The following is a 16970-nucleotide window of genomic DNA, read 5'->3' on the forward strand; positions in this document are numbered from 1 at the left end:
ATCAATATTGCACAACAATCTTTTTCAATGAAACAGGAGAAGAATTCATGCTGAACCAATTATTAGACACGCGGGCGATTGCAGATTACAAACATGCAATGCTTCTGGTGTTGCGAGTTGGCGTTGGCTCGCTAATGCTAACTCACGGTATTCCGAAATTAATCAAACTCATTAACGGAAATTTTAAATTTGCCGATCCAATCGGTTTGGGTGTGGAAGTCTCGTTAGTGCTGGCTGTTTTCGCAGAAGTAATTTGCTCCATTTTCATCATTCTGGGGCTGGGAACGCGGCTGGCTGCCATTCCGTTAATTGTTACAATGGGGGTTGCGGTGTTCATTCAGCACGCCGCAGATCCGTTCAGCAAACAGGAACTCGGGTTGTTGTATCTGCTCATTTATATGTGTTTGCTCATCGGCGGCAGCGGGCGATTTTCGCTGGATCATTTATTGTTCGATAAACAGCAGCAATAAATTGAAATATCGTTGCTTATTTTGTTTTTTCACTTGCCCGGGCAATCCTGCGTTTTATCTTTGGGATGCAAAATTGATCCGTTAACTTTTTGACAGAATTGAACAGATGAACGACCTTTTTCAACTTGAGAATCTCGATTTCTCTTATATCATCGGTATCGATCTCGGCACGACAAATTCAGCTGTCGCCTATGTGGATCTAACCCAGGATTCGCCAAAAGCGCGACGCAAAATCCGCTTTTTCGAAGTGCCGCAAGTGGTTGCCCCGAATGAAGTTGGGGCACGCTCCATCCTCCCGTCATTTTTATATTTACCGGGGAAATACGATCTGCCGGAAGGCAGTTTTGCGTTGCAATGGGATGATCAGCGAGAATTTATCGTTGGCGAATTTGCCCGCGAACAGGGCGCAAAAGTGCCCGGAAGGCTGGTGGCTTCAGCGAAAAGCTGGCTGTGCCACGGCGGTGTGGATCGTCGCGCAAATATTTTGCCGTGGGGCGCAGAAGGCGACATCCCCAAAGTGTCGCCGGTGGACGCCAGTATGCGCTATTTGCAGCACATCCGCGAATCGTGGGATCATTTGATGCGTCGCGGAAAAGAAGAGTGGCAGTTCGACCAACAATTGATCGTGCTGACCGTTCCCGCATCGTTTGACGAAGTTGCCCGGGAATTGACCATCGCCGCTGCCCGCGATGCCGGCATCAGCCGGGTAATTTTGCTGGAAGAACCGCTCGCCGCGTTTTACGCATGGCTCTCCAATAACGAAGATAGCTGGCAAAACCAAATGAGCGACGGGCAACTGGTGCTGGTTTGCGACGTCGGCGGCGGCACAACGGATTTTTCGATTGTCGGTATTCGCGAAGGCGAAAAAGGGCTGCGATTCAACCGGCTGGCAGTCGGTGACCATTTGATGCTCGGCGGCGATAATATGGATTTGGCGCTCGGGCGTTATCTCGAACAAAAAATTACCGGCAGCGCCGGAAAGCTGGATGCACGGCGCTGGCACCAGCTCGTTTATCAGTGCCGCAAAGCCAAAGAAACCCTGCTCGGCTCCGCGGACGGTCAATCCAAAATGGACATCACCGTAATGGGTCAGGCGGGCAGCCTGATCGGCGGAACGCTCAAAGGCAACCTCGATCAGCAGGAAATCCAGAATATCATTTTTGAAGGCTTTTTCCCGGAAGTTTCCGCTGATGAAACGCCGGAAACCAAACGCAGCGGGCTCACCGAATTCGGTTTGCCGTATGTGGCGGATCCGGCAGTTACGCGGCACATGGCCGCATTTTGGCGGCGATTCGAACCGCTGATGCGCCAGGAAACCGGACGCGATGCCGTTTTCCCGGATTTTGTGTTGTTCAATGGCGGGGCGCTCACACCGCAATCGCTGCGCTGGCATTTGACGATGCTGATGCGCAACTGGTTTTCGCCCATCGCCGGCAGCAACTGGATGCCGAAGGAACTGCCCAATCCGCGCCCGGAATTATCGGTGGCGATCGGTGCCGCATATTACGGAATGGTACGACTTGGCGAAGGCGTTCGCGTCGGCAGCGGCAGCCCCCGGGCGTATTACGTTGCGGTTGCATCCCAAAAAGAAAGCCGGAAACAGGAATCCGTTTGCCTCGTTCCGCGCGGCACGGAAGAAGGTTTTGAGATCAAACTGGATCAGCTCAATTTTGAGGCGCTTGCCAATCAGCCGGTGGCATTTCAATTGTTCACGTCGAGCACCCGGGTGGGCGATCAGCTGGGCGATATCGTCACTTTGGCGGAAGATGAAACGACCGTGCTGCCGCCGATCCGCACAGTGCTGCGCTTTGGCAAACGCGACGAAGCCCGCAAAATTCCGGTGAATTTGGGTGTCCGGCTGACGGAAATCGGCACGTTGGATCTGTTCTGCGAATCGAAACAAACCCACCATCGCTGGCAATTGCAGTTCGATGTACGACAGGATGCAGATCGTTCCGGCGACGGACAGCCGCAATCCGTCGGCGAAACGGTTGATCAACAATTGATTGACGCGGCGCTGGCGCTCATCGAATCAACATTTACCATCGGCGACAGTTCGGCGCATCCCGAAGGCCTCACCAAACAGCTCGAAAATGCGCTGGAAATGAAAAAAGAACGCTGGCCAACTTCACTGATTCGCAAAATGGCAGACAAACTGCTCGAAAAAATGGACGGTCGCAAACTGAGCGCTGCCCATGAAGCCCGTTGGCTGAACCTGCTCGGCTACTGTTTGCGTCCCGGCTTTGGCGATCCGCTGGACGACTGGCGAATGAAACAAATCTGGAAATTGTATTTTGAGGAACTCGCGTTTGCCAACAACGCACAGGCGCGAACCGAATGGTGGACATTCTGGCGGCGAATCGCCGGCGGATTGACGCCGGGCAAACAGTTGCAAATTTTCCAGAAAATTCAGCCATCGCTGCAAATTTCCGCATCTGGAAAAAGCAAAAAGAAAAAGAGCGGACCAAAACTGAATCCGCACGAAGAACAGGAAATCTGGATGGCGCTTGCCAATTTCGAGCGGCTTCCCGCTGCTGACAAACAACTGCTCGGCAATGCGCTGCTCCGAAAATTAAGCCTCACCAATCCGCGTGATTTGTGGGCTATTAGCCGTTTTGGCGCCCGCCAACCGTTTTACGGCACGCTGGACAAGCTGATTCCGGCAACCGAAGCTGCCCATTGGATCGAACATTTGCTGAAACAAAAAACCGGAAAACCCGAATTATTGGGCAATACTTTGGTGCAACTGGCACGACACACCGGCGATCGCAGCCGTGATATTCCGGAAGATTTGCGGCAACGCGTTGCAACATTTCTGACGGAATTACCGCAGGGCAAAACACTGGTTGAACGACTGTCCCAATCGCAGCATCAATTTGGAAAAGAGGAGCAGGATTGGCTGTTTGGCGAATCGCTCCCAACCGGTCTGGTGCTGTCCGAAAGTCAGGAATGATTGCTCTTAAATTGCGCAATAACTGAACGATCGCTTGCGAAATGTTGAATATCTTTTTAATTTTATTATGAACCGATAAATCGAGAACATTGCACCAATTGAATGCGTTTTTATGTTCCCCACCCATGTTTTTTCTGTCAAACGGGAAGATTGATAGATAACGAAATCGACTGAGTTATGGATTTTTTGTGCAATAGACAATTCTAATATTTGTAAAAATTTATTCAACATTTTTTGAATCTTTGTTAAACACTAATTACGAAACCAAAAGACTTTATTAATGGAGGAAATGACAATGGCTTATAACAAAATTGGCACCACCGGCGGCGAAGGCGGGCTGGCTTTTGATAATTATCAGGTGCCCGAAGGTGCGCGTTTGCGGGAAATCCGGTTGCTCTGCGATCAATATGTCAACGCACTTCAATTGATTTATACAGATGCAGACGGCAACATTGGCGAGCTTCGACCGGTTGGCGGCTTATCGGGGCAATTGCAGGTGTTCACGCTCGAAGATGGCGAATATCTGACCGGCATCAGCGGGCGTTCCGGCTGGTTTATCGACAGCCTGAAATTCAACACGAACAAGCGATCTTCCGAAACTTACGGCGGCACAGGCGGCGAAACCTATTTCCAGATTGATGCGCCGAAGAATACAGAATTGGCCGGATTTTACGGACGTGCCGATTGGCATCTGGACCAGTTGGGCGCTATCGTTCGCGATTTACCGAAAGGTAGTGCTGCCAAAAAATCGACCAAAAAAGCGGCACCCGCAAAAGCAGCACCTGCCAAAAAAGTAGCATCCGCAAAAAAAGCTGCTGCACCAAAGAAAAAAGCGCCAAAAAAAGTTGATCTGACGATCATCGAAGGGATTGGACCGAAACTGGCATCCATTCTGCAGGATTCGGGTATCAACGATCTGGCAGTGCTGGCCAAAACCGAAGTCAATAATTTGAAAAATATCATCGAAAAGGCCGGACGACGGTTTAACCTGGCAGATCCCACAACCTGGCCGGAACAGGCTGCATTGGCAGCCAAAGAAGCCTGGGAAGAACTGGAAAAATTGCAGGATAAACTAAAAGGCGGTCGCCGAAATTAACTTCGGAAAATAAAATACACCGCACCAACCATACACAAACCAGCCCAGAGATAATCCCATTTCAACGGCTGGTTCATGTAAAAAATAGCAAACGGCGCGAAAACCGACAGCGTTATCACCTCCTGCAGGATTTTAAGTTGCGGCAATGATAGCTGGGTGAATCCGATCCGGTTTGCAGGCACCTGCAATAAATATTCGAACAGTGCAATTGACCAACTCACAATTGCGGCATACAACCAGGTCCGGTTACCGAGGCTTTTCAGATGTCCGTACCATGCAAATGTCATGAAAACATTTGAACAAATCAGCAGTAAAACGGTTTGTAAAATGATGTTCATCGGCGATCCCAAAATTAGTGTAAACGAAAAAAGGCGCGAAATGTACTTCGCGCCTTTTTCATTTTCAACAGAAATTGTCGGGATTTTATTTTAGTTGATTCATCCAGCGAATCTGGTATAAATCGGTGCGCCGGTTTTGCAGATTACGGACACTCCCCTGCTGGCGCAATTCTTCCAGCAAATCCATATCGAGATCTACAACCAACGTCATTTCAGTGTTTGGCGTTGCCTCCGCTGCAATGGCATCGTGCGGAAATGCAAAATCCGAGGGTGTGAACACTGCCGCCTGTGAATACTGAATATCCATATTTTCGATGCGAGGAATATTGCCAACGCTGCCGGAAATGGCAACGTAACATTCGTTTTCGATGGCGCGTGCCTGCGCACATCGCCGCACCCGCAAATAGGCATTTTTGGTATCCGTCCAAAACGGCACCAGTAGCAACTGCATGCCCTTATCCGCCAAATAGCGCGACAGTTCGGGAAATTCTACATCGAAACAGATCAAAATGCCAATTTTTCCGATATCCGTATCAAACACCCGAAGCGAATCGCCGCCCTGCAATCCCCAATATTGAGCTTCGTCAGGCGTAACGTGCAGTTTGTATTGCCGCTCGTGCGTGCCATCCCGCCGACAGAGGTAACTCACATTATACAGCCGTTTATCATAATACTCCGGCATGCTCCCCGCAACAATATTAATATTGTATGACACCGCCATTTCCTGCAATGCAACGCGCAGCGTTTCACTGTAATCCGCCAGATTCCGAACAGCTTCGTGCGGCTCCTCTTTGTTAAAAGCAGACATCAGCGGTGCATTAAAAAATTCCGGGAACAACACGATATCGCATTTATATCCCGAAACCGTATCGACAAAAAACTCAACCTGTTGCAAAAAATCCTCAAACGAATTGAAGATGCGCATCTGCCATTGCACAACACCCAAACGTGCATACGTTTTTCTCCCGCCGATCAATTTCGGGCGATCTTCGTGATAAATATTGCTCCATTCCAACAGCACTGCATGCGATTTGGAATCGGTATCTTCCGGCATATATCGTTTTAACAACGCTTTTGTGTGAAAATCATTCGACAACTGAAAAGTGAGCACAGGATCAAAAATTTCCTTTCGCTTTACCATCTGAATATATTCCGCAGCGCTCATCTGGCTGGCATGATGCCGGAAATTGGGAATTCGCCCACCAATCAAAATACCCTTCAAATTCAGCTTTTCGCAGAGTTCTTTTCGTGCATCGTATAACCGGCGTCCCAAACGCATCCCACGGTATTCCGGATCAACAAAAATATCGATGCCGTACAGATAGTCCCCTTTCGGATCGTGATTTCGCAAATGCCCGTCGCCAACAATATCTTCATATGTATGCGATGCGCCAAATTTATCAAATTTCACTACAAGGCTAAATGCGGCTGCAACCACTTTTCCCTGATCCTCCACACAAATTTGTCCTTCGGGAAAACGACTGAGCATCGATTGGTATTGCGCTTTTGTCCATGCGCCACCCATTTCGGAAAAGATCGTTGTCATCATCCCACGAACCGTCAGATAATCTCCCGGTTCGAGGTAACGAAGCTGTAATTTGTGAACATTTTCGTGCATATTTTTATCGGTCATGTTTATCTCGCATTTTTTTCATCCACTGGATTAAACGAAACTTGAATTTAGAATGCAATTGCAATCGTTCCAAAAAGGTTTTTTTGCAGATAAAACTGAACCTGCTGTTGTTTTTCGAAATTATTTTTTGCATATTTGAAATCTGTCAGGAAAATAGAGTTTAGCTGGCCAGAAAATAAAAAAACATTTGAAAACGGTCGGAGAAGTGTGTATCTTCGGCACGAATTTTAACACTGTGAGCTTGAACGTTAAAGAAGGGTTGTTGTATGTCCACATATCGAGGTTCGAAAGTTAAACTTTCGCGCAGTTTAGGTATTCCGCTTTCTCCCAAAGCATCCAAAATTTTGGAAAAGAAAAGCTATCCGCCCGGTCAGCATGGTCCGACCAAACGGGTTGATGGAAAAATGTCTGATTACAAACGTCAGCTTTTGGAAAAACAACGCGTTCGCGCCCAATACAATATCGGCGAACGTCAGATGGTTAACTACTACAAAAAAGCCTCCGCTAAAGCCGGCAACACAGTAGACAACCTTGTTCAGTTTCTGGAAACACGACTGGATGCTGTAGTTGTTCGTGGCGGTTTGGCACGCTCCATTTATGCTGCTCGTCAATTTGTTTCTCATGGACACATTTTGGTCAACGGCAAAAAAGTAGATATCCCATCCTATCAGGTTAAACCGAACGATGTTGTAACCGTTCGCGAAAAGAGCCGCCGGATGCCCGGATTTACAGATGCTGTTAAAATGTCCAATCCGCCGGAATATCTGGAATTATCCAAACCGAACATGTCGGTAACCTTAACGGATATGCCCACCCGCGAACAAGTTCCGGTGATTGGTGAAATCTCGCTGGTTATCGAATTTTACTCCCGGTAATCAATTTTACCGGATTTGCGGAAAAAAAGTTGTTACAAAGATACACAGCAAATGCTCGTCCTTATCCGACGGGCATTTGTCGTTTTACCGAAGCGCCATTCACCACAACATCATCATGAAAATTTTATTAGCTTGTATTGCTTTACATGCTTTGGGATGGTGGGATCACAATCCGATTGGATTGCAGGTAATTTCTTTATTTCCAGCAGGTTAACAGTGTAAATATTATTTTCGCTGTCAGTCATCTTCACTTGCCACTCATCTTTTTCGATATTCCGGCTTTCCAAGAATGTCAGTTTTCCCGCTGATTTTTTGTGATTGGATAAAATTAAATATTCCGCAGCTTGCACAACACCCGGATAATTCAACCGTCCCCGCAAATGCGCAAGCGGCAGTTTTCCGGAATTGATATATTGGATAACATCCGGAATATCATCTGGCTGCACACGCCCCAATGCGATTCCCAACGGAAAAACCAGCATCGTTGGTGCAAATCGATGTCCGCCAATGTGTGAACACTGCCAGGCATTCTCACCGGCAATTTCAGTTAACGATTGATAAACCGGTAAACCGAATTTCGAGCAGCAAACATCCCGGGTGCCGTTTGTGCACACAAAAAAGTGGGGTTCATTCACTATAATTTCATCGGGATGCCCATTGATTATTTGATCATTAGAGATATTCAACATATCTGCATGGCTCGTCAATATAATTCTGGATAATGTGGACTGAATGCCCAATCGCGCAATAAATATATTGATTGAAGGGTGGGAATTAGCTTTTTGTTTGATAAACAAAATCTGGAGATCCGGGTTCTTTTCCATCAACGCAGATAAATGCGCCTGCTGATTTTCAGATAATTCGTTATCTGTAACTGCTTTTTTTCGCCACGGCAGCCGGTATTCGATCAACACCCATATTTTATAATTCGGTGCGGTGCCAAAAAGCGCCTCATCGCCAGACATGGATGCAAGTGAGCAAAATTTCCGATTTAACATAATCCCAACTTCCGATTTTTAATTATTGAATTGATTTGGATTGCGAATCATTTTATATTTGACCCGCAAAATTAAAACAAGCCGGAATAGCTCAGTTGGTAGAGCAACTGATTCGTAATCAGTAGGTCGTCGGTTCAAATCCGATTTCCGGCTCTGTTTTTAAATGCAACGTTTACAGATGTTTACTGTTCCGCTTTTCTACCATTCCAAATTCATATTTTCCGATATATCTTGTATTCTCAACATAAATTTTATCCCTATTGTTTAACTTTTACGACAACAAATGTAACATCGTCTTCCTGATCTCTTCCGGCTGCCCAGGTTTCTCCGGCTTTTTTCAGATGATTAATGATTGATTCAGGCGATTTTGCAGCGGTTTCTTCGAAAAGCGTTTTTACTTTTTCATCGCCGAGCATTTCATTTTGGGGATTAAACATCTCCTCAAATCCATCGCTCATGAGCAGCACTGTATCCCCTTTTTTCAAATGTAGTTTTTTCTCTTTATACGGAAAGTTGACAAAGCCGCCCAATGGCATCCCTTTCAATTCAACCGCCTCAACTTTTCCGGTCGCTGAGCGATAAATCAGTGGAAAAGGCATCCCTGCAGCCGCAATCTGCAAGTTTTGATTTTCAAATTTTGCGATGGTTAACGCCATAAACATTTTTTTCAGACCCATTGCTTTTATCGCTTCGGAACTTTTTTTCAGGAATTGAACGGGTGGCAGTTGATCTGCGAGCGCATGAAATAAACTTTTTGTTGCCGATACCATTGTTCCGGCACCCAGCCCGTGACCGGTCGCATCGCCAATAGCTACAGTCAGCTTATCGCCATCCTGTTGTTTGAAATCATAATAGTCGCCGCCGACTTCTGTTGCTGTTTTCATAAATACAGCAATTTCGAGATTCGGATCCTGTGGCAGCTTTTTAGGCAACATGGAAAGCTGCAGCTGGCGAGCGTCCTCAAGCTCTTTTGATTGACGGTCATTTTCCATTTCCAATAGTTTCTGCTCCATTTCCTGCTCAACGATTTTTTGATTCGTGCGAGCAATATCGCGCGATAAATAAACGGACATCGCAATGATAAACCCAATAGAACCAAATGCATAGGGATTTTCCATTTCCCTAAAAGCGACAATAATACCCGCATCCATCAGTGTGTCCAAAATCCCGAAAACGGCAAGAAATAGAAATGCAAACCCAATAATCAACGCACCATCTTTTTTTGTAAAAATAGCAATGCGGATGACTCTGTAAAGTTCCAGAAACAACACCAGGTAAAGCATGCTAAAATAATCAAAATTCTCATTCGGTTTGTAAATGATAAACGCACTCAAACCAACCGCCAGCAACAAAATAAACCAAAAATGTTTTGGCGATTTTTCATAAAAAAGCGAATATACAAATCGCAATTGAAACAATATCCAAAAGGGAATTGCGGCACAGTGCATTCGGAATGAGAACAATTGCTGACCGATATCTGTCGATAACGAAATTTGATAATCATAATATATGGCAACGGCATAGGAAAATAAAAAGAATGCAAAAAACAGATTTTGTTTCGATGCCGGATAAAACAGGAACAAAATTAAATGCAGCAAACCGATCGCAAATGGAAGTGCGGTTAAAAACATCTGGTATCTGGTGAGGTTGCCCAAACTTTGGATTTTTTGTTCGACCATCTGGCTCATTTTTCCCAAACGCAGGATAAATCCTGAATAGAAGCCCGCATTCTTAAATTTCTGGACGGACGGATTGGAATAACGCATCGCAATTACGTGGCGCAGTCCGCCGTTCAGCGAGATGAGTTTTGGAACACCATTCCAGCTATTATTGTTTTCATCGAATGAATATTTCAGCTTGCCATCGAGATAGAATTGTGATTCTCCGGCTTGCATAATGGTCAAACCCATCGGTTTGTTGATCAACAGCGAATCCGTTTCGATGTGCAGCCGGAACCAGCCAATCCCCTGCCAGTCGATATCTGTCAAACCGGATTCAGTAAGTTTTGGATCAACAATTTGCCAATTGGTATCATCAAAATCGGGCGTTGCCCATGCAATATTATCACCCGGATGATATTTCCATTTCCCTTCGGATAAATAATAGCCGATTTCCAGATCATTTAACGACATGTAAAATTTGGGAATGTTGGGTAGTGGTTGACTGGCCGGTGAGGCGCGCATTGAGAATCCCCAACTGCCGATGTATTGCGATATTTTTACCAAACACCGATTTTCACCGGTCAAAAGCTGTGCTTCAAACTGTTCTTCATCGATGGTTAGCCAGCGATTAACCGCATTCCGATGCACATTTTCGCCGTTAATCCACACCGAGACACCGTCATCGCTGCCAATTTGGATTTGTACGGCTTCATTGTTTTCACTTTGAATTGAACAATATGCATATGCGGTTGCATGATCATTTTTCCCGATCGTATCAAAAAAATCGATGACACTGCTGTTGGTTTGGTATTTTTGCCAAATGAGGGGTGTTCCGTTAGCAGTCAAAACAGTGTCGCCGGCTGTGGGCGCAACTCCCGTTTCACCGCCGACATCGGCCAAAAAATCCGCTGCCAAATCGTCCGGAAAAAACGGACCGATGACCAGCCATTCCCTAAAATAATCACCATTCACCGGATTCGTCGCGAAATGATGCTGTGCCGTTGCATAAACCGTTGAAAAATAACAGAAAAAAACTACCCAAATCAGATATTTGCGGTGTTGCATGATATGCCTCCAAAAGGCATCGAAAGGCGAGCTGCAGTCTATTTTATGAAAAATTGTGCGAGAAAATTGGACGACCAATAGCATTTCCAATCGAAAATGCTATTGGTCAAATGTTTATCGGGAAATAATCAAACCGCTATTTTTGATAATATTTCAAAGCTTCCGGCATCTGCTCTTTGATTTTGCGGATACGCGTTTCATCCGATGGGTGGGTGCTCAAAAATTCCGGTGGTTTTGCGCCGCCCTGATCCGCCATTCGCTGCCAAAAGGCAACTGCGCCGTTGGGATCGTATCCCGCCATCGCCATAAAGATCAACCCGAGGCGATCGGCTTCGCTTTCCTGCAACCGGCTGAAGGGCAACAAAACGCCCACCTGGGCACCTGCGCCGAAAGCTGCCATGTACAGCTGCTGGGTTTGCTGCGGTTTATCTTTTAACGCGACCGCCAATGCCACGCCGCCCAGCTGGGTAAGCAATCCCTGGCTCATACGCTCGTTGCCGTGTTTGGCGATGGCGTGGGCAATTTCGTGCCCCATCACAACGGCCAAACCGTTTTCATCCTTCGTGATCGGCAAAATGCCGGTGTACACCACCACTTTTCCGCCGGGCATGCACCACGCGTTCACATCGCCGCTTTCCACCAGATTAAATTCCCACTGATAGCCATCGAGATGGCTGCTCAAATTGTTTTCTGCCATATATTTTTCAACAGCTGCCTGTATACCGCGACCAACCCGTTTTACCATTTCAGCTTGTTGGGTATTGTTGCTCAATTTGTTTTCATTCAAAAATTGATCGTATTGTTGATAACTCATGGACAACATGGTTGAACTCGGCACCAGATCCAGTTGGCGGCGTCCGGTTAGCGGAACGGAGCTGCAATCCATCAAAAAAACGGCTGAGAGCAACACCGGCACAGCGATTTTGAAAAACATTTTCATGATAAAATCTCCAATTGCGTTATTTTCAATTTTCTTAAATTCATTGTTTTGAATACTTAATTTTAATGAATTGTATCTCAAAAAAGAAATACAGAATCTTTATTCCTGTTACCGGCGGCGAAAAATGATTCAGAAATTCGCAAAGCAACCGGATTTTCAAAAGGCAATCGTTGAAAATTGATAGCCTTTGCTCATGAGTTCATCGATCAAATTTTCCAATTTGAGATAAAATTTATCGGTTCGCGCCGGATCGGTGCCGATGTGCAGCAGCAAAATAAACCCGTTCAGCCCGTTTGGCGATGTGCGTTCGTAATCCAGAATGGATTGGTAAATAACCTCGCTGTTCACATATTTGTCGCCCATTTCCGGCCAGGTGTAGTCCGCATTCGAGCGCGTACCGTGCGAAAAATTGATCAGCGTCAGCCCCAGTTCCCGGGTCCATTTGGCAATGGTTCTGTTATACCATTCGTATGGCGGCAGGAAAAATGGGGCGTCTTTTGGGGTGATGCCAAACCTTGCCATTTCGCGATAATTATTTTTTAAATCACTAATAAACAACGATTTATCAACGAGCAACGAATCGCGGTTTTCCCAAGTTGCATACAGCAAATGTTTGTCCGAATGCGCACCGAGATAATGCCCGTCCTTTCGCAACTGTTCGATCAGCTTTTTGTTTGCACGATTGCGATAAAAATCGCCGGTGAAAAAAAAGTGCGCCGGAATTCCCTTATTTTTCAGCACGTTTCGGATGTGCTTGCCGCCTTCGCTAAATTCGTGTCCGGTGAATACCAGATGGATTTTTTTCGCGGTTGTATCGCCGCGAACGATGGCACCGTGGCGCATCTGTATATTTTTCGGCGATCGATCGTGATTTTCCAGCGAAGAGAGATAAAACGTGAGGCTGGCGGTGCCGTCCATTGTCGGTTCGTTGGTGGAGTAATCGCCGTAATCATCGTGATAAACGCACAGTTCCGACTGAAATTCGGCGTATTCATCGCCGTTCACAATGCGCAGCCCGCGCAACCGGTTAAAAATCGAGGAGTAAACGGGTCCGTCAACCAATCCGCCATCGATGTCAAAATTGAAAACGGCGGTCAACGCTGAATGCGGATCAACCGGCGTATCGCCATCTTCGGGATAACCGACAATCATGCTGGTGCCCCACGGATTGCAGCCGAACAGCCAATCGCGCAGTGCTGCTTCCATTTCCGCGTATTGATTATCGCCCGTAAGTTGTTGATAAATCCGGAGTTGTGTCAAGGCTGCTGCAACCAGATTGTTCGAGCACCAGATAAACGGAATGCCCATCAAAAAGCCGTTTTCCTGTCCGCGGTTGTAAATTGCATCGATGCCCTGTTTCAAAAATGCGATAAATTTGGCGCGATTCAAACTGTCTGCCGCCTGCGCGACATGAAAATGCCCCAGATTCACAAACGGATACCATTGGTAATGTCGGGCGGTGTTGGCGCTCATCCACGGCGTCACCGGCTCCAGTTCGCCCCAATAAACGGCTTCGGCCAACCATGCGGAATCCCCTGAATGCCGGAATAATTGTACAGCAGCTAACTCCATATCATCCACATAGTTATCTTCTTCGTAAAAATAGGGTGCACGGTTGCTGGCAGTCTGGTTCACACCCAAATCGGATTTGGCAAATGTGAAAGCGGCTTTGGCTTTTGCAGTGATTTTTTGAGAAAATCCGGGATAAAATTGCGCCATCACATCTGCGCCGAGCGCGAACGCGGACGCATATTTTGCGGCAGTTGACGAAACGCCGGTAGAGCGATTTTTGTATTTCCCCAATCCCTGCGGCTTGCCGGTAACCAGATAGACCGGACGTTCCCGCCCTTTTCCGTAACTCACCGAATCGAGTGTCGGCAGCGTAAATTTGGTGTGATCGCGGTCGTCGGCAATCTGGTTGAACATGATGCCATCTTCCGGATTCATTTTATCCAGCCAGTCCAATCCCCATTTGGCTTCGTCGAGAACATCGGGGATGCCGTTTGCACCGGGATCGCCGTTTTTGTCGAATATATCGCCGAAAGCGGCGGGGTTTTGCTGATACGCGAACATCATTTGATAGGTTGCGTTCGCCGATGTGGTGACATATTGCAGATAATCCGAGGCATCGTGCCAGCCGCCGGTTACGTCGATGTGCATCGAATCCCGCGCCGGAAAATCCACGATAAAACCATCCTGCGTGTGGCAGGAATCCCGCAAAAACGGGTTGTATCCGCAGCGCTGCTGACGCATGTATTTCAGCAGGAAATCCGCCGCGCCGTTATACACCGTTTCATCGATTGGGAACGGTGGCGATTCAACTTTTCCGGCGCGAATAAAAAACGTACCGTTTTCAGAAAAATCAGAAAAGTCCAACCGGAATATTTTTCCGAAACTGGCGTAAGCGCCGAAGCTCCTGATTTTATTGCTTTTATGCACCGTTTTTCCGGTTAGCACATCAACAATTTCAAACGATGTAACGGACAGATCTTCTGCTTTGCTGCCCAAAACAGCCACTTTCACGGCATCCAGCGTATAGCCAACCTGATTGATTCTGATCCAGCTTTGCTGTCCGTTTGCGGCTGTAACCAACCCGACGACCAGAATGAAAAGCGAGGTAATGTGTTTCATAATTTTGATTTCCCGATTGATCTCAAACGAAGTTTTCCCATTATCGATTCACAAAAAAAAGATAGGGGTTATTTTGGATTCTGACAACGGTTTCATATAGAAAAAGTAAATGTCTGCGAAGGCAGGAATGACAGGATCATCTCAAAAAACCAAAAACCCGGACTATCGCCCGGGTTTTCGGTTATGTTTCAAAATGTTCGCCACAACTGCTATTGCATTTGCACTTTTGCCGTTTCTTCGCGGATTGAATTGAGCAGGGTAACAAACGGATCGACAAATTTTTGGATGCCTTCTTCCACCAGTTGATCGGTCACTTTTTCCAGATCGATGCCAACTTCCGCCAAATCTTCCAACGCCTGCCGCGCTTCGGTAATGCCATCTTCGATGGTATTGGCAACCAGCTCGCCATGATCGGCAAATGCTTCGATGGTTTGTTCCGGCAACGTATTCACCGTGTCCGGTCCGATCAGCGGCTCAACATACATCACATCGCGATATTCCGGGTTTTTGGTGCTGGTGCTCGCCCACAGCGGACGCTGAACGGCTGCGCCTTTTTCCACCAGTTCCAGCCAATCGCTGCCGGAAAATATCTTTTTGAAATCCTGATAAGCCAGCTTGGCACTCGCAATGGCAACTTTGCCCATCAATTGCTGTGCTTTGTGCGATTTTTTGGCATTTTCCGCAGAATTGACAATGGTTTCCAACTGTTTGTCAACCAAAACATCTATCCGGCTGAGGAAAAAGCTGGCAACCGAACGAATTTTATTCACCGGTTTACCCGCATCAAAACGCCGTTTCAGGGCACGCAAATATGCTTTTGCCACTGCGTTGTAACTGTCTATCGCAAACAATAGCGTTACATTTACGTTGACACCATCAAACAACAACTGTTCGATTGCCGGAACGCCGGCTTCGGTGCCGGGTACTTTGATCATCAAATTCGGGCGGTTGACCGCCTGATACAGCCGGTGCCCTTCGGCGATCGTACCTTCGGTATCATTTGCCAAATGCGGCGATACTTCCAGGCTCACAAACCCATCCAGACCGTCGGATTCATCGAAAACCGGGCGCATCAGATCGCAGGCATCCTGCACGTCCTGCACCGCGAGCACTTCGTAAATTTCTTCGACGGACTTGCCCGCTGCAAACAGTTCGTGAATCTGCTCATCATACGCATTACTGTTGGATATCGCGTTATTGAAAATCGCCGGATTTGAGGTAATTCCGCGCAACCCTTCTTTTTCAACACGGCGGCGCAGCTCGCCATTGCGGATCATTTCCCGCGACAGGTTGTCCAGCCAATAGCTCTGGCCGTAATCTATCAATTTTTTTATTTTTTCCATTCGTGAAGCTCCTTTTGCTAATGTTTTTCGAGATTAATCGTTTGTTCTCACAACGATTCAGTCAAAAATATACCTTTATTTACGGCAATATTTCCGCTCGTTTCAAACATAAAATAAAATTGTCGGGTTATTTGGGAGGCGTTGGAATGAATTCTCGGACGATAAAACTGCGTTTTAAAATCTGGCGTCGTAATCAAATGCCGGCGATTGATCGAGGTTGATAATTCGGTGAGGGCAGGGTTTTCCGTCTTTCGCGGTGGAGGTGCCGCCATCGTATGCACGCGAAATGCCCCAACCGCCGTTCCAGATTTGCCCTTCGTGATTGTGACCAAACAGCAGCACATCAACGCGATGATCAGCCAACACTTCGCGAAATTTGTCAGTATCTTTTAATTGATGAAACATGAGCGGATGAAACGGGTGATGGTGCAAATAAATGATTGTGGCGGCACATTTATTGACGGAATCATGATTCAACAAATCCTGTAAGCGACGCAATTGCGCCTCTCCCAGCTCGCCTTCGGCGAACAAACGATCGTACCAGTGCAATTCTTCCGCCATCGAATCGAGACCGATAAATGCCATATTTTCAATAATATCCAGCTTCGGGTACATCATTTCGGCATCGCCAAAAAACGCTTTTTTGAATTTGGCAACGTTTGCAGAATTGCCCAACGATCCGGGTCCGTAATCGTGATTGCCTGGCACAACCAGTACGGGAAACCCGTTTTCGGTGAGGTGATCGATGTAAAACCGGGCTTTGTCGAATTGCATCGGGTCGGAGCCATTTTCCACCAGATCGCCTGTGATGACCACAACGTAATCCTCCGCCGGTGTTTTGTGGAACACCAACCGGGCGAGCATATCGCGAAACCGCTCTTCCAGATTTTCGTAACCTAAATGTAAATCTGATAAATGGATGATTTTTTTCATGTTACGATCGGTTTGGTTAACGGTTTCTGCAAAG

The 16970-nt window shown here is 46.8% G+C and carries 12 protein-coding genes and 1 tRNA gene; 5 read left to right on the forward strand and 8 right to left on the reverse strand.

The features are described from left to right. Window positions 1–47 precede the first annotated feature (47 nt). From H6629_18480 to H6629_18490, 3 genes are all read left to right on the forward strand, one after another. Window positions 48–470: a DoxX family protein gene (locus H6629_18480; protein ID MCB9069770.1), complete on the forward strand. Its 423-nt coding sequence runs from the start codon at window positions 48–50 to the stop codon at window positions 468–470. 106 nt (window positions 471–576) lie between these two features. Next, on the forward strand, window positions 577–3423 hold the full coding sequence (locus H6629_18485) for a hsp70 family protein (protein MCB9069771.1): 2847 nt from the start codon (window positions 577–579) through the stop codon (window positions 3421–3423). A 295-nt stretch (window positions 3424–3718) separates the two neighbouring features. Continuing rightward, the gene (locus H6629_18490) at window positions 3719–4519 is read left to right on the forward strand and encodes a hypothetical protein (protein ID MCB9069772.1); all 801 of its coding nucleotides are present in this window, start codon (window positions 3719–3721) and stop codon (window positions 4517–4519) included. Here the strand turns inward: H6629_18490 and H6629_18495 are convergent. Together H6629_18495 and H6629_18500 are read right to left on the reverse strand one after the other, a co-directional pair. Next, the gene (locus H6629_18495) at window positions 4516–4857 is read right to left on the reverse strand and encodes a DMT family protein (GenBank protein MCB9069773.1); all 342 of its coding nucleotides are present in this window, start codon (window positions 4855–4857) and stop codon (window positions 4516–4518) included. The two genes, H6629_18490 and H6629_18495, sit on opposite strands and share 4 nt — an antisense overlap. 85 nt (window positions 4858–4942) lie before the next feature. Beyond that, window positions 4943–6490, reverse strand: coding sequence for a GNAT family N-acetyltransferase (locus H6629_18500; GenBank protein MCB9069774.1), 1548 nt, complete (start codon window positions 6488–6490; stop codon window positions 4943–4945). A gap of 266 nt (window positions 6491–6756) precedes the next feature. Between H6629_18500 and rpsD the strand changes: the two genes are divergently transcribed. Beyond that, complete coding sequence (gene rpsD / locus H6629_18505; protein ID MCB9069775.1) at window positions 6757–7365, forward strand: 30S ribosomal protein S4; 609 nt, start codon at window positions 6757–6759, stop codon at window positions 7363–7365. 113 nt (window positions 7366–7478) lie between these two features. Here rpsD and H6629_18510 read toward each other — a convergent pair whose 3' ends face one another. Further along, entirely contained in the window at window positions 7479–8363 is an 885-nt protein-coding gene (locus H6629_18510; protein MCB9069776.1) for a hypothetical protein, read from the reverse strand. 80 nt (window positions 8364–8443) lie between these two features. Between H6629_18510 and H6629_18515 the strand changes: the two genes are divergently transcribed. Continuing rightward, window positions 8444–8516, forward strand: a tRNA-Thr gene (locus tag H6629_18515). 104 nt (window positions 8517–8620) lie between these two features. Here the strand turns inward: H6629_18515 and H6629_18520 are convergent. The 5 genes from H6629_18520 to H6629_18540 all read right to left on the reverse strand — a co-directional run bounded on the left by H6629_18520 (window position 8621) and on the right by H6629_18540 (window position 16936). Beyond that, entirely contained in the window at window positions 8621–11089 is a 2469-nt protein-coding gene (locus H6629_18520) for a SpoIIE family protein phosphatase (GenBank protein ID MCB9069777.1), read from the reverse strand. A 136-nt stretch (window positions 11090–11225) separates the two neighbouring features. After that, on the reverse strand, window positions 11226–12029 hold the full coding sequence (locus tag H6629_18525; protein MCB9069778.1) for a M48 family metallopeptidase: 804 nt from the start codon (window positions 12027–12029) through the stop codon (window positions 11226–11228). Between the two features lie 156 nt (window positions 12030–12185). Next, the gene (locus H6629_18530) at window positions 12186–14660 is read right to left on the reverse strand and encodes a glycoside hydrolase family 9 protein (protein MCB9069779.1); all 2475 of its coding nucleotides are present in this window, start codon (window positions 14658–14660) and stop codon (window positions 12186–12188) included. 209 nt (window positions 14661–14869) lie between these two features. Then, a complete protein-coding gene (tal, locus tag H6629_18535) occupies window positions 14870–16003 on the reverse strand; it encodes a transaldolase (GenBank protein MCB9069780.1) in 1134 nt (377 codons plus the stop codon). A 174-nt stretch (window positions 16004–16177) separates the two neighbouring features. Beyond that, a complete protein-coding gene (locus tag H6629_18540; GenBank protein ID MCB9069781.1) occupies window positions 16178–16936 on the reverse strand; it encodes a metallophosphoesterase in 759 nt (252 codons plus the stop codon). Between the last annotated feature and the right edge of the window lie 34 nt (window positions 16937–16970).

The organism is Calditrichia bacterium, assembly GCA_020634975.1.
Lineage (GTDB): Bacteria > Calditrichota > Calditrichia > RBG-13-44-9 > J075 > JACKAQ01.